Here is a 22,015-nt window from a genome sequence, read left to right as displayed (position 1 = left end):
AATGCAATAAATAGTCAAAGCATTGCCCACCAACCTTTTTGTCCACCGCACCCTCTCCCACTGCCAAAAAGAACCTCACGAATCTGCTGCGCCGCACCATCTCCGGTGCCACCATCAAAAACCATAAGTACGGCGTGCTACTGACGGCCAAAGGCAAGACGCAACTCATCGCCACGGAAGTTGCTGCCGTTCGCCCGTTCCACGTCACCTTTGAGGTCGGCGTTTGGGATGGGCTTTTCCTTGCCGCTACCAAAGCCAAGGCCGCACTCTCCTACGCTGTCGTTGACCATCTGGGCCTGACAGTTGAGTTGCTACCCTTGACTGCGTTGGACCTGCGCCACCCAGACCATAAAAACGTGGTAACGGCCAGCATCTATTCAGAAGAGCTGGAGGAATTCGTACCCGCCGAAGTAGTCAATATTCCGCGTTCACTGGCCAATATGGCCACGGTCCCTGAATCAAAATGGTCGGAATTTGAGCTTCAGTCAGTTTGCGTGGACCACCTTCGGGAAGTCCGACCAGACCTGCTCATGTTCAGCATCCCCGTGGAGCTGGCGCACAAATCATGGGCGCACCACTTGAAATCGGGCGTGGTGGCTGGGATTTCGGACTGCTGCATCATGGGGCCAAACGGCTCCACTACATGGGTCGAATTCAAAATCAAGACAAACACTCTCCGGGATTCCCAAGCCTCGTTCTGGGACACGTGTGTGCGTTTGGGGCACACTTATCGTGTCTGTTACACGCTGGCCGAGTTCCAGACGCTCATGGTTACGCTTGAATGAGAAAGGCCCCCTCAGTTAGTAACTGAGGGGGCCTTTCTTATGGAACGCAATAAAGAAATCAACACCTCCATATGGTCTGTCTTTTAAAAAGTTTGCTGCTTGCACTCTTTTATTTTTTTTGGCGCAATCATAAAAGAACCGTAAATATCCACTGGCTAAATTCGTTTCAATCACACCTAAACCTATCTGCAATCATGACAAAGGGACAAAAACGCGAACTCAATTTCCGCAACGCTATGACAAGAGATTTGTATCAACTTCGTGTTCAGGGCATCATTACCCAGCAAACGTACGAGGTCTCAATCAACAGCCTTCAGTACATTCACATTCGTAAAAACCAAGGGAGAGAGGCCAGTAGGTAAGGAGCCAAAGGGGCAGAAAAGGGATGTATACAAGATGTTACAATTTTGAAGTACTACAGCTTGGAACTGAAAACCAATATTTCACTTCATTACACACAGAGGCCTGTAATCCTTCCCGTAATATGGCTTACCTTACAGCCAAGTTTCAAAAATCCTAAATCACTCTACCCCTTGTTTCATGAAAAAAAACATTACCTTTTTTTGCTTAGCGCTTATTTTCACGAGTTGTTCAACTGACAAGAAAAAGTCATTAACGACTGAGCAGACAAAAGCAGATTCCACAGCCACAACTCTTGCTGAAGGGCGTAGCATGGTGGCCAAATCAACTGCCCTTCTGGATTCAATGGATGGGGCTAAAACACTTACTTCGGAGCAAATCAACGCAGCAGACGAACAAGCCAACGCGGAGGAGCCGGCATCATCAAGTGATATTGTGGGTGAATACGACATTCACCCCAAAAACAACCATACTTACGACCCCATTAAAATTGAGAAGGAGTACGATGACTACTATGTTTCAGAGGGCTACAAAGGGCGCTGGACACCCCGAAAGCGCCTAATTGATATGGATGTAGAGCAGGTTGAGAGCAAATTCGGCAGAAGCGCTAACCAATTCCTAGAGATGGCCATGGTTTCAGAAGGCGGAATGTCCATTAGTATCTATAAAGTAAAGAAAGGCATGCATTATGATGGTCAAGTATTTAAAACGGATATGATGGTAGACATGAACAATTATGAAGGTATCCATCCGCTTTACAAAAAAGACAAATAGCGCTTCATCTAGTAATGAGGCAAGCCAATTCATGGTTTTACTACATCTTGTAGACATTGGTCTTTTGTGGCATAGCCTCATTATTTGAACGCATTCGAAGCCATCTACTCATATTTCTCTGTTTATAAACATTTTTTGTCATGCGCCTTTTTCTCGCCTTATCATTAGGCTCTATACTCTCCGCTCTTCCTTCCCTAGCCCAGACGATTCCAGCTTCAACGCCAGCCTCCGTTGAGCAGACGACGCAAGTAATTACGACACTTCAGACAGAACCCGAAAAGGTGTATACCGAGGTAGACCAAATGCCCGAGCTTCCAAATGGTGGTGGTTCTGCTGCCATTGTATCGGCTATTCAAAAGGCGGCCCAATACCCACCTACAGCGCTACGAAACCAAGTAGAGGGACGAGTTTTTGTCAGTTTCATTGTTAACCCGCTTGGTGATATTACTGTTGTTCGAGTCGTGAGAGGATTAGGCTCCGGTTTGGATGAAGCCACTATTCGTGCGGTTGGCACCTTGCCTAAGTTAAATCCTGGAAAGCAGGAAGGCCGAGCGGTGTATGTTAACTACACCCTGCCCATTGCTTGGCGCATCCACTAAGGGATTCCCAGTTCTTGCTAGGCATTTTTTAATATTTTGTTTGACTTGGTTCTGTTAATAACCCAAAGCCAACCCACGAAAACGCCCCAACCAATGTTGCATTGGTTGGGGCGTTTTCGTTGACCTCCAATCTTTATTTCATCTGTACACTTGCCTTTCTATCGCCGGGCCTTGTGAGGTTTATACGCCATGCTGTGGAGAAAGTCCTAGCTTTTGTAGCGCTAAAGGACAAAAATAATTAATGGTAGCTGGTTCTGAAAAACCCGTTACGACGAGTGGTTTTCGTGGGCCTTTTGAAAGGATACAAAGTCGTTTTACTAGCCAAATCTGACCCCAGTTGCGTCCGGGCTCTCCTGATTGACTAGTAGCTAGGTCACGAAAATGGATGCGATACAGGAGTCCGAAATGATTAGGATTTTTCACTGAAAATAATTGTAAATTATTAAGATTAAAAGGTGCCAACAGGGCTGCTAGCGCGCTATATTCGACATAGTCAAGCAGTTCAAATCATCCCTGCTGGCACCAAAAACCATGGCAAATGCCAAAAAGAACAAGCAAGTCGCAGCACCGGAAATTGCTGCTGAAATCACCACCGCCCCTACGGTTGAGCCAACCGAAATAGAGCAAACGGAGACTGTCGCTGAGGCTGTCGATACTACCGAGGAAGTGGTAGTTGAAAAAGCAAAGCGTGAGCGAAATTACTCCCAAAGTGCGGTGAATACCGAAGATTTAACTCGGATGAACGCACTTAAGGCTGACATCAAGGAGACGCGCAAAATCAACGTCTCCAATCAGACACTCATTGCAGCTGCCTTGGACTGCTTAGCACAAGAAGCCAACATGACCGCCTTCTTAAAGTCGCTGGCCACGACGGCTGCTGACCGCCAACGGATGAAGGATTTGGCCGCTTATGCTGCGTTGAAAGCGAAGCTCGAAGCGCCTGAGGCCACCGAAGCAGTTACCGAAGAAGCCGCCCAAAAAACGACCGAAGCCTAACCAACGCATGAGCCCTTGCCTTCAAAAAGCAAGGGCTCTTTGTGTACTACCAAATCTCCAATGACAATTTGCCTCTATAAGCCCAAGGCCGAGCCCCAGGTGCTCACGCCGGCCGAGTTCTCTGAAAACATCCGCTACGACCGGCTAATGCCCGTCGAGCGCATCGCGAATCTGCTGGAGTGCGACCCCGGCAAAGTGGACGTGCTTGCTTTCGGCAAAGACTACATTTTCTACTCGGTGTTCGACTGCGTGGCCGGGGTCAATCCCATCGGCATGGAAGTTTTCACGGCGCTCACCGGCCATGCGTGCGAAGACGACGAGCCGCTGCGTGGACCGCTGCTGGTGCTCTGCCTCTAATCCTTTTAATAACGAAGCCGCCAGTGCGCTAACACCGGCGGCTTCTAATAACCCTCACCCCTATCAGGAAGCGAAAGCCGCGCAATATACTGCGCCGGCATTGGCTACCGCCTTGCCCATGATACACAAAACCACATTTTTCGATGCCTTCGTGGCCGCCGTTCTCGACGGCCGCACCCCGGAACTGCCCACGGTTGGTAGCAGCCATTTCGTTGTCGGCCAACCGCTTCACCTGGAAAAAGAATTGGCCGACGACACCAAGGCAGCGCGGCTCATGGCCAGCCTTGAGCGTGACGACACCCGATTTTTGTACAGTCGCTCGCCCTACCGACGAATACGCGGCCCGCTCGTCATGTTGCCAATGCTGCTGCATAGCCGAGTAATCGACCTATTCTGTGCCGAGGTATTCGGTAGCATCATCGTTCTGGCCATCTACGGCAACCGGCCCCAGCTTGCTTACGAGTTGGCCGACAGGCTAGCAACGGCCGCCTAAAACAAGAAGCCCACGTCAATGAAGGCGTGGGCTTTTTTGTGCTCTTTCCAATCGAAATTGGCAATAGAAAAATGACCAAAATCGAAACTGGCACCTCTCAAAGCATCAGTATTTGTCGATTTGCAGCACCGCAGCGGAGTCGGTAGCACAGTCCCGAAGTGTACAGTCTGCTGTATGTTACAGTTAGGTTTTGAAAGCAAGTTCACCAAACAGGTACTCGTGGGGTGTCAGATTTGATATGCGTGTGCAGATTATTGCTTACTTTGAGGCCTTAAAAACAATCGCAGCTCGTAACCTGCGAAAGAACCTTTCGATAAATAGCAATTTAATAAATGGACTTTTCAGAATTTGCGAATACACCTGAGTTTGAAGAGCGGTTAGAGATGTTTCGACGTATGGAAGCCCTCAATAAATCCGAAGAGAGGCGGAAAGCAGCCAATGAGGCGGCTGGCATACCCCATTCTTCATACGGAGCGCCTGGGCTTGATGCCATATTCGACGAACAGGATTGGATAAATATCGGGATACCTCTAGGAATTAAACAAGCAGATTGGCCAACTTATAAGAGACAGCAGCTATTTCTTGAGTTCCAACCCTTCGACAGCCTGGAAGAAATATTAAAAGAATGGCCTCAAAGCACTACCACATTTAGTGAGGTCAAATTTGTTAAGCCTAGTAATTTGGCTGATTGGCAATCTACTCTCTACCGGTGTGCCACAATGGTGAAAGTATTCAAGACGCTTGACCAGCACATGGCCGCAAATACTCACCAGTACAACTTTATTTACGAGTGCAAAACCCTTTTCAAAAGCACCACCCACGTTTTCGGGTACGACCCAAAAAACTTTGCTTTTGTAATAAGAACCGGACTCGGCAGTAGTGGGCAGGTAATTAAAAACAAATCTGTGCCCTTTTATAAGCAGGTAAATAACCAGCTACAGGGTTTGATAAACGAAATGAAAAAAGAGTTGCCCAAGGCCCATTTTGACCAAGTGTTTGCGCTGTATACACTAATTAAAGATAAAAAAAGAGCGTAATGACCCGCTTAAGGCCAGAGCAGACCCGTTGAAGTCTTTGGCAATAATGCTCGGACGTGCTGGTTTTAAATATCGGTCCTCTAGCAAATAGTTTGCGACGTGCGCGGTCTGGGTTGGACCGGGCATTAACAACCACCATCGATGCTTCATTTTGAAGTAGAGTACCGAAACGAATTTAATCTTTCATAATATGCCCATTTTAAAAACAGGTAGGGAAGTACAGCTTGCTGGGGTATACAGTAGAGAAACATATGCACATCCTGACTGGAATTCATTAGAAATAAATGGCCCTAATCAATCCATAAGCAAGGAAATTCTGGATTCTTGCAGAAACATATTTGGTCGCACAACAGCTTATTACTGCAATATTTCAAATGACTTTGACTTAGTGCAAAATCGTTTACCGCCTTATTTTAGCTCGTTTTGGTTGCTAAGTTCCGGTATAACGGATGGTGACTCATCAGAATTAGCAGTTACCATATTTCACAACAAATACCGCATCCTATTAACTTATGATAACCTTCTGACGGAATTAAATGAGTTGGACTGGGATTCTCTTGCTCGAGAAACTTTTTGGTAATAAAAAAATGGATTGCTGCACATGATAGACTTGATTTCAATTTTCAGTTAAGCGCAGCAGGTTAGAGTATCGATTGAGATGGTATTTCGTGAAAGTTTGCAAACTTTCACGAAATACCATCCCAGTACAAGCTCACCATGCTACCATTATCTGTGTTACTTCTGTACCTAGTCCCCAATCTGGGGTAGGTTCAAGCCCATGTCCTTGATGACCTCGAACATCAACTTGCGGGCAAGGACGCGATGATTTCCAGTAGGAACGACTGGTTCTACCAGGGCAAAAGTTGGTATTCTTTTGGCATTGGCTACAAGTTCGCGGACAAGTAATATCAAAAAACGGCTCCAGGCGTTAGCGCCTGGAGCCGTTCTAATCTAGTGCATGTCAAAAGGTGGGCCTGATTAAAGACCTTCGTCCTTGGTAACGAGTTTGGGCAGGCCGAGCATTTCGAGGGTGCCGTAGAACAGCTGCTTGATGCGTGCCCGGTCTTTCGGCCGGCAGATAAAAGAGTCGTGAATGGTCACGAATTCCCCCACGTTGGGGTCGGCTACTGCTTCGACGGCTACGCGGTCAATCAGGATGCGGGCTTCCAACCGCTGCATCAGGAAGGGCAGCATGTTCTCCTTGTTCTCGCATACTTGCTGGCTGTACAAACGGCCACTTGCCGCCTTTTTTGTCTTCCAGATGATGGTCATCTGCTCGCCGTCGTTCAGTTCGCCACACACGGCCACCAGATTCGGCAGCAGCGGCAGGAGCTTCTTTTTTAGCGTCAGTCCTTCTTTCGAGCCGGAGAACAGGCAGCGGAACAGCGACTGCTTGGCTTCGGCCTCACTGATTCCCAGCTCACCGGCTACCCAGGCGTAGAGCTGGCCTGCCAGCGCGTATTGGCAAAACAACCGCACGTCTTCGTGAGCAACGTATGCCGCCTGTAGCGTGGCAATAGCATTGGCCACCTGCGTGGGATTGTCCTGCGCTTTCTCGGTAAGGATGGGCAGGACGTTGGCCGTCATCAAGCAGGCCAGCAACGCGAACTGACTGTTCCGAATATCGATGTTGACGCAGGACTCGCCGGCAATGCGAATAGCGGGGCGCAACACGCTGTTCATGTTGGTAAACGGGCCGTGGAAACGCTCCCCAAACTGGTCGCAAGAATTGCCCTGCCACGGCATTTCGACAATGCCATTCAGCTGTACCCACTTGCGGCCCACGGTCACGTTGTCGATGTACACGACGCCATCTAGCACCGTCACCAGCTTCTTGCCGTTCACCACCACGTCGCCTTCTGCGTACTTGTGGGCTTTGTACAGGCCGTCGAGGATGCTTTTCGCGTGAACCAGGTCGTACTGGCGGCAAACCGCGTCGGACATTTCCAGCACTCGCCTCCGGGCCTCCTGCACCAGCTCTTTTTTGCGCTTGCTGTCTTCGCGCTGCCAGATGTTGAAAATTGCCTTCATGTCGAGAAATTGCTCTTGCTTCCATTCATTGGTGCCCTCGCCCAGCAGGTCGAGGCGTACGCGGTACGCCTTTGAAATGCCGTAGTCCCCGTCGTGCTTTTTGGTCTTGTAAGAGCCGCTGTTGCTCAACTCCTCCTGGCCCGTGATGTCGCGCAGCTTCCACACCTGAAGGATGTTCGCGGCAATGAGCGCATCGAGGACGGCCTTGTATGGGTTGCCGAAGTTGGCCTTGAGGTCGGCACCGTACAGCGCCACGTAACCGCCCTTCATTTTGGCATCTCCCCACGGGTCATTTTCGTGGTTCATCCAGCGCTTCGAGATGTAAGTCAACATGTCGAGGCCTAGGTCTTGGTATTGGCCCGCTAAGGCGGCCAACACTTCTTCTTTGCTACAGTTGCCCGGTATCCAGGCCGAGCAGTGGATGCCGTCGGGTAGACGTTTCATCCACGAGGGTTTGTAGTATTTAACGGGCATTTACATAAGGGTCGATGTTGTAGTGCGCAGCGATGATGCGCGTGAGGGTGGCGGAGACGTTGCCGTCTCCTTTTAGCAGCTCGTGCAGCAGTTGGGGGATGCTACAGGAAATCTTGACTGCGGGGGTGGTGTAGAGGGGTGGGCGGTGGGCTGGTCGTGGGTTCATTCCTATGATATTGATTCCTAATTTTAGTAATCCACTATGGATGAGTTATATACCACCTAACTAGGCCTCTGTTTGGCCATCATGGCTGCAACATTTCCACGCAGGGCTGCAACTTTCCACTATTACCAAAAAGAGGAATCAATATGGTAGGAATGCTCCCTCGGCAGGCCAGCGCCGGTACAATCCCTTGGCCCTGGAGCCTGAGCGTGGGCCCGGCGCCAGCAGGGGCCCCTTGAGCGACGGCGAGCCGAACGTTTACAGCACAGTTCCACCTCCGCCCATTTTATGTGCTGAGCCTGCGTTATTCCCGGGCCGGTTGGATTTGGTCGAGTAAGAACCGGCGAAAGTTCTTACTCGAAACGGCCTGCGCTTGGCGGCGGCCGGCCCTCGACGTGGCGAGGGGCTTTATTCTAAGTGCAGCCCGTGAATGGCGGCACTAATGTGGGTAGAGGGAGAAAAAGGAGCGATTAGTCTAAGAAACGCCACGTCTCCCCTTTAAGCACATTGTAAATGGTAGACCGGCTTTTTCCCACTTCGCGGGCTATTTCCCCAATTGAAACGCCGGCAGCAAACCATTCTTTAATTAACCGAACCTCGTCGGGTGTCAAAAAACGTCCGGTCGCGTAGCCTGGTGCGCCTAGCTCCTGAAGCTTTTGGGTCCTTTCTATCAACCGTTCTGTGATTGATGATTTATGCAACCACACTAGGTTGCTCGCCCGGTTGTCCATCCGGTTACCATTTTTATGGCCGACCTGATTTTTGAAAATCGGCTCGTCATTAAAGATAAACGCGAGCGCGACCACGATATGCACTGCGGCCGTATAGTTAACGCCGTTACGCACAAGTCTGACCACAAATGTTTTAGTCGCAGACTTCATGCGAGCCGCTAAACAATCAGCAGCTACGCAAAAAACCAAACCTTGGTCAGAGACAAGGTAACGGGTTTCGTAGCCCGGAATGTACTTCCAGCGCTGGCCGGGCCAACGTTTATTGAGGTTGCGTAAAAGGGCAGCGGGAACAGGTATTGTGATGGTTTTCATGAGTAAAAGAGTGATTGTGTTGATGCACCTGCGAACGCAGCATGCTTTTGTTAAAAAAGGGATATTTGAGTTGGAGCTTAAAAGCTTCAAGCCCGGTTTAAATCAGCCATTCAATGGCGCTCTTATTGATGGCAAGCAAACGTGGCGTGTTCACCGGCAGAATATGCAAACCCGCAGGATGTATGGGCGTGTCAACGGCTGTCTCCACGTCCCATCCAAGCATGTTGATGCGCGTCTTAATTTGCTTTAGCAAAAACCGGCCGTAGTCTGGGTACACCCGTTCAACAAGTTCCAGTAGCAAGACCCACTCGCCCTTGTATTTCACGTACTGCGCATTGGCATTCGCACGCCGTTGTTTTTCGCGTGATACCCAATGGCAGTTGCCAGGACCGTAAGGCAAGCGTTTGTTTATTCTGACCAGCAGCAAACCCAGTTGGTAGCCGTTTGCCAGCGACCATTCCACAAAAGGACTGGCGCTAGACCACTCGGGGCTAAAAGTTATCCCACGCCCGCCGTAGTGCTTATAGCCCGGCTCATTGGGGTTTGTGGTTCTACTCCAAAAAGAATAATACCAATTCAAGAGGGTGCCCTTGCGAATCCCATCTTCCTGGCGGTCACACCGCCGCCGTGTCGCTTTTATGCGAGTTACCCCCGGGGGCCGTTTGCTATTACGCACAATGGGCATGGTAACGGCAGATTCTGCATCCCACCCTAAATAGCTGACGCGCTTTTTTATAGTCGCGAGCATTTGCTTGGAGTAGCCGGGGTGAAAACGGTCGACCAATGACACCAGCGTGACCTGCTCGCCTTTGTATTCCACGTACTGTGGAGTTGCGCAGCCGGTGCGTCTGGATTCCTTTGCTGAAACCCATTTGCAGTTGTCCGGGCCAAAAGGCAAACCCTTGTCCAGTCGCACCAAATGGTACCCTGCTTGGAACCCGTTGGCCCACGCCCAGACGACAAAAGAGCGGCTATTGCCATCTTTTGTCGTCCACTCTGGGCTGATAGTGACCCCACGGCCGCCGTAGTACTTATAGCCGGGGTCTTTGGGTTTGTAGCAGCGGGCCTTTATTGTAGAAAAGACACTGCGCAGTTTTACGCTCAGCTTTTTTACGTCAATCTCTTGGTTTTCAATAAACATAGGCTTAGTGCTCAGTGCGATGAGCGGCGTCTAGTTGAATTTATTACGGCTGATTTTGGGCAAAGCGATGCCCATCCGCACCTCGAAAGGCCGGTTGACTTTGCCTGTGCGGGTTAGGCAGTTGGCAGGTTTTTATCCGTTATTCACTACACGGATGGTAGGGTCTGAAAGGGAGATGCGCCCAGTATTGGGGTGGCATTAGTGGTGCGTAACCTAAAAAGGCCCCCATTACAGGATACCCGCTCCCCAGCGGGCACACGCAAACGCATTTCAATTATGTGTCGGCCATTACGGGTACCCTCACGATTGAGGGCTGGACACGGCATAGTGGGGCGCTAACCCTAAAAGAGCATTACTTAATTATCAAGAAATGAATGAGGTGGGTGGCAGCAAAAAGGGCGGGGCGGCGGGGGGTGCAGGGTTCATAACCTCCACTACACTCCCATAAAAACTACCCTACATTCTCTTTTTCTTCATTTACTACCGATTGATTATGATGCAAAACAAAAGCCTAGGATTCGGCCCTCCTAGGCTTTAATTTTGTTTCATATTCTCGCTAATACCGAGAGTGTGCACAGTTAAAAAAACAGTTACGTCGCACACTCTTAGACATTTAGCCATCGAAAAGTTCTTGAATGCGTCCAAACGCAAAAATCCCAACCCGTTTTGCGGATTGGGATTTATCTTTTATGACGTAGGATTATGTTGGCGTGGGCTCAAATATTAAACATCTGCTCGCCCTTGTTGCCTGAGTTAATGGATACCGAACGGACCCGTTCGCCTCTTTCCAGCCCACGTTTGTTGTGGAGTTGATTGAAGCCTTCCGCGAGGCCTCGCTTAAACACCTCCGTAAAATACGCGAAGGCGTTAGCGTACTTCACCGGGTTGAAGCTCTGCCAGTTCGCAAACATTGACATGAGGGCGGTTTGGTGGCAATCGTCGCGGTCTTCCTCTGAGTAATACTGCTTCCTGCGAATTGCGTTCTTGGCCAATGTGACTAACAGCTCCTGCGCCTTACTTGTCAGGCGGCCCTGCCCTTTGGAAATGACGATTTCGATGTAGAGTTGCTTGGCATCTACCGGAAGTTTTGTTAGGTTCAAAGCGTGGGTGGCGATTTCACTTTATACCACCTCGGCAGTTGGTTGGCTGAAGAGTAGCGTTAAAGAGCCATAATATGCTCACTTTTGCGTTATGAACGCCACGCTCTACCTCCCCCATCAGCCGCCGCAGCCAGTTCCCGCCGATGGCCTGGCCATGCCCGACCCGGCCACCGGGCTCGTGGGGGTGCCGGCGGCGGTACCTATACTATTAGAGTGCGCAGCCGAACTGGTGGACGTGCTGGCCAGCGGGCCGGGCTTCGTGGCCTACTTGATATTCGACTGCGAGGGCGAAGTGAACCCGGCCGCGATGGCAGCTGTGGGCGAGCTGGCGGGAGTGGGCTTCGAATTGGATGACGAAGACGCGGTGCTGCGCGGGCCGGTGCTGGTAATTCGATGATGAATACAGCGCTAGGCGATTAAAAGTGGAAACGCCACCATATAATTATGGTGGCGTTTTGTTACCAGTTAGTGAGTGCGTTCTAAGCTAATTCAAACGAAATCGATGTTTGACTGGCCTTTGCTTTGGCCTTTGCCTCCTTAGCTTTCTGCTTGGCATAGGTCATGATGCACCTACCCACGTATTCGCCGAGTTTAACAGGCACGGCGTTACCGAGCATCTGCTCGATTGAACCTTTGGTAGCCTTAAAGACGAAGTCTGTGGGGAAGGTTTGAATGAGTGCGCGCTCGGCAGTCGTTAGGGGCCGGACGTTATTCAAGTTTTGCGTTATGTCGCCTGCGTGTGGCTGGTAGTTGGGCGGGATTGGTCGGTTGACACCCCGAATCGTTGGGCTTGGCTCATCAATACTAAAGATACCCCGACGGGCATAGCTGCGCGGGTGCCGATAGTAAGTATCGCTGGGCATAGGTAGGTTTTGCGCAGTGAAATACTGACGTATGGTCAGTTCGTCCTGGCTTTGCCCCTGTTCCAACATTTCGCGCAGGAAGTCATCCTGTTCACCGAGGCGACCTATTAGAAAGTACCGCTTGCGCTTCTGAGGCACGCCGCAGTAGCTGGCATCTAATACGGTCGCCGTAAGGCCATAGCCGGCCTCACGGTACATCTGGATAGCCTGCTTGAGCACCCGTTGGCTTTTAAGGATTCGCTCAACGTTCTCCATGATGAACCACTCGGGCCTCACTTCGGTAACAATCCTAGCGTAGGCTACCGTCAGGTCGGCCCGGCCACCATCTTCATTGCGGGCACCAGCACTAGAAAAATCCTGACAAGGTGGCCCACCAGCTATGAGTTGCGGCCGGTGTCTACTAAATTCTTTAGCGCTAACGTCACCAGAAAGGTCAGTATCGAATATAGGATGGGTAAAATTGTCTTTGTAAACGCTAACAGCTTTGTCCCAGTGCTCGTAGGCCGCAACCACTTTAAAACCAGCATTTTCAAGCCCTCTGGAAAGGCCACCGCAGCCGGCAAACAGGTCAATCGCTCTCATTCCGTCCTCTTTTTTTTTTCTTGCTCTTCAAAAAGCCCTATCGAAGATACAAGTACGGCATCAAAACGGCGCTCTGGGGAAAGGAATTCCTCGCCTCCGTTCAGAATGATTTCCTTGATTTGGTCCCGACGAACGCGAGGGGTACGCAACTCAGCGCAATCCATAATCGGATTTGTCACTCGCCCTGACACAGAAAACGCTTTATCGTTTTTGGTTTTATAACTCAGCGCGTTCTGGATTGCGTGCGGGTTGAATTTGCCGTGTTGTGCATATTCGTGCAGCATGAAGAAAAGCTGGATGACGGCCCGAGTTGGCCGGTCAATGTCCTTCGTTATGGTTGCGGGCGTTGTATAGGCATTTGCCAAGAACAACCGAGTAAAAGCTAAATCGCTCCACACAAATACGTCCAAGCAGTTTTCCGCCAGTTTTGCTCTTTTGCCCATTGTCTTCCAAATAGGCTGTATGAGAGTCGGGCGTTGGTTGTCGATATTGTCTGCAATAATCGCGTGTATGATTTCTCCAATTTTTGGCAGTATCGTGTTCACCTGCGCCGGCTCCCGGTAATTGTTAAAAGCGCCGAAGCTGCCGCTCCTACCAAAGAAACGCATTAGCCGAGGAAGGTCGTGCTGGTAAGTCTTTGCGATACTGCAAGCGAGAAAAATCAAGCTGGGCATCCGTATCACCAGTTCACTTCCCCAGTACTGCTCGTCGAGTGCGTGGGTGGCATCATCGGGTACTACTGTTAGCTTTATCTCGAAGCCCGATAGTACGTCTTGCGTTTCGTGGTCGAGTACTTTAAGGTCAACTTTAGGCGTTTGCCCAGAAGTGACAAACCCCGCATAAGGGCTGTAAGGTGCTTCGTAGTCCAAGTATGCCTCTTTATTCGACAGGTTCAGCCCAAACAACTCAGATGTGGTAATTGCCGACTTTTCGACGGTGCGAAGGTCACTGCCGAGCTTTAAGTAAACCAATGGCAACCCCTGGTTTTCCATGTAAAGCGCAAGCGCGGTCGGGAACGACGAGTTGAATTTGTTCTTGCTCCAAGATGCCTTCTTTTGGAAGTCCCGCTTACTATGCTTGATATTAAAAAGACCCGGTTTGGGATTGGGTGGGGTTTCGTTGAGTGGGGTAGAAACAAAATCAGGCATAGTGATAAGGGTGATTGTTACAAGCAGTTTTAGCCGCTCATAAATCTGGTGAAAGGAATGTGTGGAACAAATATTAGGCGCGTTTTCATAAAAAGCTAATTCTTAAAGTGTGGTGAACGTCAGTTAAAAGAATCTATCACAGTTTTTCGGTAATTATGCGTCACGATGCCGACCGACCACTACGCCTTCCGCGCCATGCAGCTTGATGAGCAGATTTACACCGTGGTCAACGAGGGCGACTACTTCGCCCGGCGGTACGAGGAAGGCGACTTCGGTAAGGCAGCGAACGGCGTGAACCTCTACCACATGGGCACTTACTTTGCTGAGGTGTTCTACGACTACGACCTTAACAAAATCGTGAGCACCCGCACTTTCACCAACGCTAAGTGCCTGGAGGACTACGCCGCCTACATCAAGCTTACTGACCTAGATTTAGGCTCCTGAACTTCTTTTCTGATTTATTAATCCATTTAGTATGAGTGGCCAAAAAAGTACAATTGATTTGAGCAGGAGTAACATAATCCTTTTACTCATTGGTCAACTGGTTTTCTTCGTGTTAAGTAGCACGGCGTATTACAGTGCATGCGGATTATTCTTTGTAGCCGCAATGTGGTGGGGGTTGAGCGATACAAGAAATAATGGAAGTTCACTCAACACGATTATGATATACTTTTTTGGTATGCTCATGGTCGTAGTTTTTGTAGGAAGCATGGTTACCACTATGATGGACTAGCCTTTCTGGGCAATTAGTGGTTCAGTTCCTTGGTCTTGTTCACGAGGTGGCTTCCGGTGACGGCCATATAAGCACCGAGCACTTTAGCGTCGGTGCTGCCAATCATCTCCAGGATTTCAGGCACCGAGAAGCCTTGCGTGAATGCGTTGGTGATGAAGCTCCGACGGCCGCAGTGCGCCGAGAGCAGCTTCCATTTGGGCTCGTGGAACGCCACTGCTTCTTTCAGCTTGTAGCGGTAGTAGTAGACTTCATCGTCTATACCAAGCTTTTGGGCCATTGCCTTAATGCCCTCGTTCATGTTTTGCAGCGTCACGATGTTCAGGTCGCCATTATAGCGGTCCAGGATGGCCCGAATACGCTCGTTCATCGGCACCTTGGCATTGCCGCGGTTCTTCTGCGTGAGGATGGTGAGCAAGCCGTTTTGCACCACCATCTGCTTGCTGCGCACAATGTCGCTCCACCGGAAGCCGGTAAGGCAGCTGAACACGAACACGTCGCGGTACTTCTGCATCTGCGGGGTCAGGCCGTCGGCGTGCCAATACAGGTCGATTTCGTCCTGCGTGAGGTAGACGATTTCCTTTTCCTCGTGGTACACTTTCCACTTCCGGTACGCCTGATGTGGGTGAATGGCGTGCTCTACCTCACTCCACCGAAGGAACGATTTCAACTCCTTGACACGCTTGCCGAAGACGTTGTTATAGCCGCCGCGCTCGTCCAAGAAATACTTTGCTAATTGGCCATACATCGCGCCGTCCATCTTGTCAAAAGTCAATTGCTTGCCGTACCATAATTGGAACTCAATAAGGATACGGGCAAACAGGTTCTTGTCTTTTTTGGTAGAGGCCGCATCGTGTACGGAGCCCTTAGAGTAGAGCATCAATAGCTCTTGGAAGCGGTCTTTTTCGGTGCTTACAATCGTAACCTTCCTACTTACTTTCGTAACAGGCGCGGCAGGTGCGACTACCGTAGCCGGTGCTGGCACTGCAATAGGCGGCGCTGCGACAACACCGTTGAGCACGTCCCTAACCTTTTCTATTGTAGGTTCTTGCCCCAAAAGCAGCAGTTTGCGGGCCGCCGTCATTATGGTGGCTTTCCGTTGGTCGATGATGGCGTTCATCAGGTTACAGTCATCGTGGGACCGCCGCACGGCACCCGCGTCCTGGTCGAAGTGCTCGGGCAGCACGGTCAAGCCCGTTCGTATCGCGAAGTAGGCGTGTTGGTGGGTGTAGCGGACGCTGATGGAGCATTCGCGGGTGCGTGCCGGTGGGCGTATATAAGCGCTAGTTTTCATTGAATTATCCTATTTAGTACAACTCGAAGATAGGCGCTTATTTTGACTCTTTAAGCACAGAATAGCCTTTTTTTGCGCGGCAAATTGTGCTGCTTTTCGTATCGCATTGGAGCAGTCAGAAGGCTAGAAACAGCCCAGAAAGGCACTATTCGAACGAAATCGAGTCCCGTCCAGACCGCTACCGTTTGCAAAAAAGGCCATTTCCTCCTCGGAAATGGCCTTTTTGTTTTCACTAATTAATTCCAACGCGTAATTTCTTGTCGGCTTGTTTAGGCCACTACCCGCCCATCAACGAGTGTATTTCGAGGAAGTGCCAGCCCCAGCGCAGTAGCACAACGCTACCCCAAGCGACCAGCGCAAAAACCACTACAAAAAACAGCAGCAAAAGCACCACCAGGCCCCGGCCGCTGCCGCCGTGCCGGCCTTCGGCGTAGTGGCGGCGTAGCAGCGCTACGTTGCGTTCGTTGCTTTTGTAGGCGAAATCGAATACGTTGCCAAGAATGGGAATGCCGCCTACAACCGTATCAATCAAAATATTAATGGCCATGCGCACTACGACTGCGCCACTGGCCCCGTGACGAAGCATAGTGAGCAGAAGCGCCACCGACACAGCCGTGGTCGAAAGGTCGCCCACGATGGGCAGTAGGCCCAGCAACGGGTCGAGGCCGAAGCGAAAGCGGGTGCCGGGCAGCTGAAACTGACTGTCCATGAGGTGAGCAATGCGCTCGACCCAGCGCAGCCGCTCGTCGGTGTCGTAGGTGGCGGGAGAAACGGATGCGGGGCGGAAGGGCATAATTACCGGAGTTTAGGCCATCATACGGCTTCAGGGAACCAGGCAACTAGGTTCGGGCCGGGTACAACGCTTTTCGCACGGCCTTGTGGGTAGCTTTGCGCAATTCTATCGGCATTTCTATGAGCACTCCAGATACGCCCGCCACCCCGGGTTTCGACCGCGCCCGGGCCGGCCTCTGGGCCAGCCTGCAAAAGCACTTGGCTCCGCTTTACGCGGCCGAAACAGCCTTTTCAAAAGCATCGGACTTTGCCACCGATTTTCCGTTTTCGGTGGGCGATGTGCCGGCGATGGCGCTGGCCGAATACTGGCGCAGCCGCTACACCCTGCGCGACCTCTACACCGACGAAACGGCCCAGCTCGATACGCTCACCAAAGCAATTCGGACCAAGGGCTATTCGGAAGCAGAGAAAAAACAGCTATATCTGCTGCTGCTGGGCTATTTCGATATCGCCGCTTCCATCTTTAGCCTGCTCGAAACCCATATACCCCGGCCCCTGCCACCCGATGAGGAGTGGGCCGAAACCGATGCTCGATTCGACCGAATCCGGAAGTTTGCGCGGCTTAACGTGAAGGGTATTACTGGCCTGCTCACGCTGCCCGGATAGCGCCAGTTGGGCAAGCCGCGAGCATATTTCGGCATTTAGGCGTGCAATTGCGTACAAGGGATTTCATCCTTACGGCCCGATTCTCATGAAACGTTATGCCTCCCTCCTGCCACTGGCCCTGCTGCTTAGCTGCGCCAGCACCGACCGCCCCGCTACTGAAAGTCCGGCTGTATCGATGGTACCGCCGCCAGCTCCCGCGGTACAGCGCGCCTTTGATGTACCTGCCCTGCTGGGCCTGAATGCCGATGAAATTGCCCGGCCCCTCATTAGCCAATCCGTTCGGCCCGACCGCGACCGCACGCCCCGCCAGTCGGAATCCGGCACCACCGAAGCCCTGTACACCTACTGGCGCGATACCACGGCGTTGGAAGTGAGCTACGACCCGGCTACGCTGCGCGTGAACAGCTATTTCATCAAGACGAAAAGCGGCCACACGCCCGACTATGCCACGCTGCTGAAACTGGCCAACGTGAGCAAGTACGACAAGCGCATGCGCATCGAGCCCATTGCCTCCGTGAGCATTCCGCAGCAGTTTACGGGCGTGAAACTGACGCCGGCTACGCCCACGCCGGTGAATTAAACGACAATTCGAACAGGTGGAGCAGTTATCCAGAAGCGCTGCTGGGGTACCTACTCCACTTGTTCAAATTGCTTTCGATTAGCCACTTTTATTCGACGGTAACCGGCATGGGCTCGAAGGCGCGCACGAAGGCAGCCTGCTCGGCGGTTTCGGGGGAGCGAGGCACGCGGTGGTTTTTCTCCACGCCCTTCCACTCCTCGGCGATGCGGGCCAGGGCCTCGTCGCCGCTCAGGCCGAAGTGCTGGCGCAGGTGGCAGCCCACTACCGTGCCCGTGCGGCCCACGCCGCCCCAACAATGCACCACGGCCCGACGGCCGGCGGCGGCGCTGTCTTCGAGCGCGGCCAGCACTTCGCTCAGGCGTTTAGGTGTGGGCACGCTCACGTCGCGGATGGGGAAGCGGCGGAAGCGCACGCTCTCGGCGGCCAAGCCCAAGTGGGCGGCCCGGGCGCGCAACAGGTCCTCGTAGGGTTCGAGCGGCTCGCTGACTTCGGTAAGGTCGTAGAAGTCGCGGATGCCGGCGGCCAGCAGCAGGTCGAGGCGGTGCGCGGTTTCGGCTTCGTGCTGGGCTCCGGGGTATTCGGAAGCCAGCAGCAAGGGGGTGGCCCAATACGAGTTGGGCAGCGGACGGGGGGTGGGAGTAGTATTCATACCAGAAGGTACGGAAAGTTGCGATACTCCCGGCTTAGCAGCCCGCCAGCCGCCCGGCTAGGTCCTCAATATCGGCCCGGCGGGCCAGCACGGCCAGCCAATCGGCCGGAATCGCCGCTTCGCCGTAGGCCAGGCCCGCGAGGCCGCCGGCCACGGCCCCGGTGGTATCGGTGTCGTCGCCAAGGTTCACGGCGGCCAGCACGGTAGCGGCATAGGTGTCGTGTTTCAGCAGGCACCACAGCGCCGCTTCGAGGGTGTCAACGACGTAGCCGGAGGAGGAGATGGCGCTTTCCGGTTGGTCAGGCAATGTTCCGGAAAGCACCCACTGTCGGTAATACCTGGCCTCAACAACCGCAGGAATACTGCCGTTTGCCAGCCACGGATTCGCTAGTTGGCGCATCTGCAAAAAAGCATCTGCGGGTGAGCTGCCTATCAGCAAGCCCCGCGCTACCAACAGATACAGAAAGCAGCCCAGGGTGGAGCGCGGGTGGCCGTGCGTCACGCTGGCCACGTTTTCAGTAAGCGTCCAGGCGGCATCCAAATCTAGGATTTCTGCCCGCCAGGTATCGTGAAAAGCCAGGGGGAGAATGCGCATGAGCGCCCCGTTGCCGTTGTCGGACTCTGAGCTAGGACCGGCGGCAGTGGGAGCAATTCCGCGTTGCAGGCGGCCGATGGCCGTGCTGGTGGCATTGCCCACATCAAAGGTTTTGCCCGTTGCGGTCCAGTAAGCGTTATACCGCCAGTTGATGCTGCGCTGGGCAAAGTCGGCCAAATCGGGCACGGCCGTGCGGCCACCGGGCCGGGCCAGGGTTTCGGCCAGGCAGAAGGTGAGCGAGGAATCGTCGGACCAGGTGCCGGCGGGCTGGCGGTGGGTGCCGAAAGCCCGCATCCCGGTCACGGGGTCCTGCCGGCGGGCGACACGGGACAAAAACTCGACGGGCACTCCGAGGGCGTCGCCCAAGGCCAGACCCAGCAGGGCGGCGCGGACGGCATCTGAAAACGAAGTGATAGTCATAAAAACAGACTGGAGAAGAATGAAGCGCGAAGCTACTGCGGCGGCCGGGCAGTCCGTTCGGCGGTGAGGAGCATGGGCGCGGGGCGGAAATTCAGGAACCCGAATGCAGCACGGCGCTACGCGTCGCGAAGCGTAGTTGCTGGCCGGGAACTAGGTTTGCAGACTGCTAAGCCATTTCGCAGCGAGCTTCCCTCCTACTTTACCGCACCGTCGCCCGTGCCCGATTCCATCTCCGCTGCCACGCCGCCCATTGGTCCTACCCTGGCCGATTTTGCCTGCTTCTACCTCTACGGCCTCACCAATGAGCCGTACCGCCAATCGACTGATTTAGCGAATTTTGGTAACCTGTTCAGCCTCGTCGTTGGCAACCATGGCGGGCTGGGTATTGCCAGCACGTTTCATCCTTACCAATTGGTGAACCCCGCCGGGATTTCGGTGTGGTACACGGCTTACGCGCAATTCTACGCTCAGCCCAACCGCTTCGAGCTATTTGCAGAAATGACGCTGGAAAAGGCGCAGTTTGTGCTGGTGCCGCCGGCTTCGTTCGCCGAATTTCACGTTTGGCCCGATACCCGGCTGACCATTGGCGAAAACCCGATTTTCGGCCGCTTCGTCCCCTTCGTCATCCCTTTTCTGGTGCGTAAAGACCCGGAATTATTGCGCTGGGACCAGGAATTTGTCACCGCCGATGGCGACAAAAACCGCATCAGCCCCTACCTGCGGGCGGTGAACGAAGCCATCCATTTTGTGCAGCCCGCACCGGCCTTCGTGCTGGGCTTCGGCGAGTTCGATGAGCAGCAGCCGGAGCTGCTGATTGAGAAGTTTCTGAGCTGCCGGGATTTACTGCTATAGTGTAGCGTAGGGGCTACGGGTCCGTACTTGGAGGGACGTTCAACCACGCGGACTCGCAGCGCCCACGCTACAGATGTGCGGCTTGCTCAGTGGTCGGCACTGCCGCTACCGTTGCGCCGCCCAGAAAATCCCGGTACCAGCGCCCCGAGTCCTTCACTATCCGTTCCTGCGTTTCGTAGTCGACGTGGATAAGGCCAAAGCGCGGGCCGTAGCCCTCGGCCCACTCGAAATTATCGGTCAGGCTCCAGGCAAAATAACCGCCCACGTTTATCCCTTCCTGTTTCGCGCGCAATACCTGGCCGGTGGCGGCCTGCAGGTAGGCCCGCCGGGCCACGTCGTGCACGCGGCCATCCAAGACGACGTCCTGAAACGCTGAGCCACTTTCAGTTACCAATAGCCTTGGCGCATTGGAATACGCGGCAAACTGCTTTAACATTTGGTAGAGCGACTCCGGGAATACTTCCCAGCCCATGTCGGTGTGCGGCACGCCGCGCTGCCGGGCGGGCACCAGCGCGGCCCATTGCAGCGGTAGCCAGGGCGAGAATTTCACCACTTCGCGGGTATAGTTCTGCACGCCCCAAAAGTCAAAATCGAACGTCATCCGCTGCTCGTCGCCGGGCTTGTGGTAGCGGTCCAGCAGCCAGCGCAAGGCGGGCAGCTCGGCCACGGGGTAGCCCAGGCCAAGAGTCGGCTCCACGAATAAGCGGTTCAGCAGGGCATCGGCGCGGCGGGTGGCGGCTTCGTCGAGGGCGTTGCCGGGGCGGTGTGGCGTGAGGTGGGAGCACGAAAACGTGGTGCCGATTTGGGCCGTGGCGGGCAGCACGGCCCGCAGTGCGCGGCCACCTTCCGCCTGGGCCAGCGTGGCATGATGCGCCGCTGCCAGAAAAGCCCCCAGGTGCCGCCGTCCGGGCGCATGAATTCCCAGCAGGTGCCCGGCACCCACAAATACCATGGGTTCGTTCAGCACGCACCACTGCGGCACCCGGTCGCCGAGGCGGCGGGCCACGATTTGAGCATAGTCGGCAAACCAGTTCACGATGTTGCGGTTGGCCCAGCCGCCGCGGGCTTGCAGGGCGCTGGGCAGGTCCCAGTGGTAGAGGGTGAGCATGGGGCGCAGGTCGCGCTCCAGGCAAGCGTCCACCAGACGGTCGTAGTAGTCGAGGCCGCGCCGGTTCACGGCCCCGGTGCCCTCGGGCAGCACCCGAGGCCAGGCCACCGAAAACCGGAAGTCGGTAAGGCCCATTCCCGCGGCCAGGTCGAGGTCAGTTTCGTAGCGGTTGTAGAAATCAGCCGCTACGCGCCCGTGCTCGTTGCGGCGAATGGTGCCCTTGCGCCGCGTGAAATCGTCCCAGATGCTGGCTCCCTTGCCCTGTTGCTGCCACGCACCTTCCGTTTGATAGGCGGCGGCCGACGCCCCCCACTGAAAATCAGGCCCAAAATCGGCGCGGGAAAATGGTAGCGGGGTCGAAGCCGGGAAGAAGGCGGCCGGTAGGGGCTCTAAATAGCTGGGTGGCAGTTTTAGCATGCGCAGAGCACGGAATGGCGAATAAA

At 53.4% G+C, this 22,015-nt stretch carries 25 protein-coding genes and 1 pseudogene; 13 read left to right on the top strand and 13 right to left on the bottom strand.

Going from position 1 to position 22,015, the window contains the following annotated elements:
* Positions 1-38: 38 nt before the first annotated feature.
* The 8 genes from ABIB44_RS00980 to ABIB44_RS00945 all read left to right on the top strand — a co-directional run bounded on the left by ABIB44_RS00980 (position 39) and on the right by ABIB44_RS00945 (position 5,981).
* A complete protein-coding gene (locus tag ABIB44_RS00980; RefSeq protein ID WP_354582749.1) occupies positions 39-785 on the top strand; it encodes a VRR-NUC domain-containing protein in 747 nt (248 codons plus the stop codon).
* Between the two features lie 540 nt (positions 786-1,325).
* Entirely contained in the window at positions 1,326-1,919 is a 594-nt protein-coding gene (locus tag ABIB44_RS00975; protein ID WP_354582748.1) for a hypothetical protein, read from the top strand.
* Positions 1,920-2,059: 140 nt separating this feature from the next.
* Positions 2,060-2,518: an energy transducer TonB gene (locus tag ABIB44_RS00970; protein ID WP_354582747.1), complete on the top strand. Its 459-nt coding sequence runs from the start codon at positions 2,060-2,062 to the stop codon at positions 2,516-2,518.
* 531 nt (positions 2,519-3,049) lie between these two features.
* A complete protein-coding gene (locus ABIB44_RS00965) occupies positions 3,050-3,514 on the top strand; it encodes a hypothetical protein (RefSeq protein WP_354582746.1) in 465 nt (154 codons plus the stop codon).
* A 60-nt stretch (positions 3,515-3,574) separates the two neighbouring features.
* A complete protein-coding gene (locus ABIB44_RS00960; protein ID WP_354582745.1) occupies positions 3,575-3,871 on the top strand; it encodes a hypothetical protein in 297 nt (98 codons plus the stop codon).
* A gap of 118 nt (positions 3,872-3,989) precedes the next feature.
* On the top strand, positions 3,990-4,364 hold the full coding sequence (locus ABIB44_RS00955; RefSeq protein WP_354582744.1) for a hypothetical protein: 375 nt from the start codon (positions 3,990-3,992) through the stop codon (positions 4,362-4,364).
* A 332-nt stretch (positions 4,365-4,696) separates the two neighbouring features.
* Complete coding sequence (locus tag ABIB44_RS00950; protein ID WP_354582743.1) at positions 4,697-5,401, top strand: hypothetical protein; 705 nt, start codon at positions 4,697-4,699, stop codon at positions 5,399-5,401.
* Positions 5,402-5,591: 190 nt separating this feature from the next.
* The gene (locus tag ABIB44_RS00945; protein WP_354582742.1) at positions 5,592-5,981 is read left to right on the top strand and encodes a hypothetical protein; all 390 of its coding nucleotides are present in this window, start codon (positions 5,592-5,594) and stop codon (positions 5,979-5,981) included.
* 398 nt (positions 5,982-6,379) lie between these two features.
* Here ABIB44_RS00945 and ABIB44_RS00940 read toward each other — a convergent pair whose 3' ends face one another.
* From ABIB44_RS00940 to ABIB44_RS00920, 5 genes are all read right to left on the bottom strand, one after another.
* Positions 6,380-7,876 carry a hypothetical protein gene (locus ABIB44_RS00940; RefSeq protein ID WP_354582741.1) on the bottom strand — a complete coding sequence of 499 codons (1,497 nt, stop codon included), beginning with the start codon at positions 7,874-7,876 and terminating at the stop codon, positions 6,380-6,382.
* A 19-nt stretch (positions 7,877-7,895) separates the two neighbouring features.
* Positions 7,896-8,072, bottom strand: a complete 177-nt coding sequence (locus tag ABIB44_RS00935) for a hypothetical protein (protein WP_354582740.1) — start codon at positions 8,070-8,072, stop codon at positions 7,896-7,898.
* Positions 8,073-8,539: 467 nt separating this feature from the next.
* Positions 8,540-9,112 (bottom strand): helix-turn-helix domain-containing protein, encoded by a 573-nt coding sequence (locus ABIB44_RS00930; protein ID WP_354582739.1) that lies wholly within the window; start codon positions 9,110-9,112, stop codon positions 8,540-8,542.
* A 97-nt stretch (positions 9,113-9,209) separates the two neighbouring features.
* On the bottom strand, positions 9,210-10,253 hold the full coding sequence (locus ABIB44_RS00925) for a hypothetical protein (RefSeq protein WP_354582738.1): 1,044 nt from the start codon (positions 10,251-10,253) through the stop codon (positions 9,210-9,212).
* A gap of 716 nt (positions 10,254-10,969) precedes the next feature.
* Positions 10,970-11,353: a hypothetical protein gene (locus tag ABIB44_RS00920; protein WP_354582737.1), complete on the bottom strand. Its 384-nt coding sequence runs from the start codon at positions 11,351-11,353 to the stop codon at positions 10,970-10,972.
* Between the two features lie 91 nt (positions 11,354-11,444).
* Between ABIB44_RS00920 and ABIB44_RS00915 the strand changes: the two genes are divergently transcribed.
* A complete protein-coding gene (locus tag ABIB44_RS00915) occupies positions 11,445-11,750 on the top strand; it encodes a hypothetical protein (RefSeq protein WP_354582736.1) in 306 nt (101 codons plus the stop codon).
* 82 nt (positions 11,751-11,832) lie between these two features.
* Here the strand turns inward: ABIB44_RS00915 and ABIB44_RS00910 are convergent, their stop codons facing one another.
* Positions 11,833-12,798, bottom strand: a complete 966-nt coding sequence (locus tag ABIB44_RS00910) for a DNA cytosine methyltransferase (RefSeq protein WP_354582735.1) — start codon at positions 12,796-12,798, stop codon at positions 11,833-11,835.
* Positions 12,795-13,946, bottom strand: a complete 1,152-nt coding sequence (locus ABIB44_RS00905; RefSeq protein ID WP_354582734.1) for a HindVP family restriction endonuclease — start codon at positions 13,944-13,946, stop codon at positions 12,795-12,797. Before ABIB44_RS00905 ends, ABIB44_RS00910 begins: the two co-directional genes overlap by 4 nt.
* A gap of 165 nt (positions 13,947-14,111) precedes the next feature.
* Here ABIB44_RS00905 and ABIB44_RS00900 point away from each other — a divergent pair, with 165 nt between their 5' ends.
* The gene (locus ABIB44_RS00900; protein WP_354582733.1) at positions 14,112-14,390 is read left to right on the top strand and encodes a hypothetical protein; all 279 of its coding nucleotides are present in this window, start codon (positions 14,112-14,114) and stop codon (positions 14,388-14,390) included.
* A gap of 302 nt (positions 14,391-14,692) precedes the next feature.
* Here ABIB44_RS00900 and ABIB44_RS00895 read toward each other — a convergent pair whose 3' ends face one another.
* From ABIB44_RS00895 to ABIB44_RS00885, 3 genes and pseudogenes are all read right to left on the bottom strand, one after another.
* The gene (locus tag ABIB44_RS00895; protein WP_354583697.1) at positions 14,693-15,556 is read right to left on the bottom strand and encodes a site-specific integrase; all 864 of its coding nucleotides are present in this window, start codon (positions 15,554-15,556) and stop codon (positions 14,693-14,695) included.
* A 165-nt stretch (positions 15,557-15,721) separates the two neighbouring features.
* A pseudogene (locus tag ABIB44_RS00890) lies at positions 15,722-15,970 on the bottom strand (Arm DNA-binding domain-containing protein); the annotation flags it as partial.
* Between the two features lie 277 nt (positions 15,971-16,247).
* On the bottom strand, positions 16,248-16,763 hold the full coding sequence (locus ABIB44_RS00885; protein ID WP_354582732.1) for a DUF4112 domain-containing protein: 516 nt from the start codon (positions 16,761-16,763) through the stop codon (positions 16,248-16,250).
* 119 nt (positions 16,764-16,882) lie between these two features.
* Between ABIB44_RS00885 and ABIB44_RS00880 the strand changes: the two genes are divergently transcribed.
* Positions 16,883-17,368, top strand: a complete 486-nt coding sequence (locus ABIB44_RS00880; RefSeq protein ID WP_354582731.1) for a hypothetical protein — start codon at positions 16,883-16,885, stop codon at positions 17,366-17,368.
* Between the two features lie 85 nt (positions 17,369-17,453).
* The gene (locus tag ABIB44_RS00875; RefSeq protein WP_354582730.1) at positions 17,454-17,948 is read left to right on the top strand and encodes a hypothetical protein; all 495 of its coding nucleotides are present in this window, start codon (positions 17,454-17,456) and stop codon (positions 17,946-17,948) included.
* A gap of 88 nt (positions 17,949-18,036) precedes the next feature.
* On the opposite strand, the gene ABIB44_RS00870 is transcribed toward ABIB44_RS00875, so the two are convergent.
* Entirely contained in the window at positions 18,037-18,597 is a 561-nt protein-coding gene (locus tag ABIB44_RS00870; RefSeq protein ID WP_354582729.1) for a protein-tyrosine phosphatase family protein, read from the bottom strand.
* A gap of 34 nt (positions 18,598-18,631) precedes the next feature.
* Positions 18,632-19,612, bottom strand: coding sequence for an ADP-ribosylglycohydrolase family protein (locus tag ABIB44_RS00865; RefSeq protein ID WP_354582728.1), 981 nt, complete (start codon positions 19,610-19,612; stop codon positions 18,632-18,634).
* 216 nt (positions 19,613-19,828) lie between these two features.
* Between ABIB44_RS00865 and ABIB44_RS00860 the strand changes: the two genes are divergently transcribed.
* Positions 19,829-20,464 (top strand): hypothetical protein, encoded by a 636-nt coding sequence (locus tag ABIB44_RS00860; protein ID WP_354582727.1) that lies wholly within the window; start codon positions 19,829-19,831, stop codon positions 20,462-20,464.
* Positions 20,465-20,531: 67 nt separating this feature from the next.
* On the opposite strand, the gene ABIB44_RS00855 is transcribed toward ABIB44_RS00860, so the two are convergent.
* Entirely contained in the window at positions 20,532-21,989 is a 1,458-nt protein-coding gene (locus ABIB44_RS00855; protein WP_354582726.1) for a GH1 family beta-glucosidase, read from the bottom strand.
* Positions 21,990-22,015 lie beyond the last annotated feature (26 nt).

The sequence above is a fragment of the Hymenobacter sp. UYCo722 genome, from assembly GCF_040547115.1.
Taxonomy (GTDB): Bacteria; Bacteroidota; Bacteroidia; order Cytophagales; family Hymenobacteraceae; genus Hymenobacter.
Note: the sequence above shows the minus strand (reverse complement) of the source record. Positions and strands in the feature narration are given on the sequence as shown.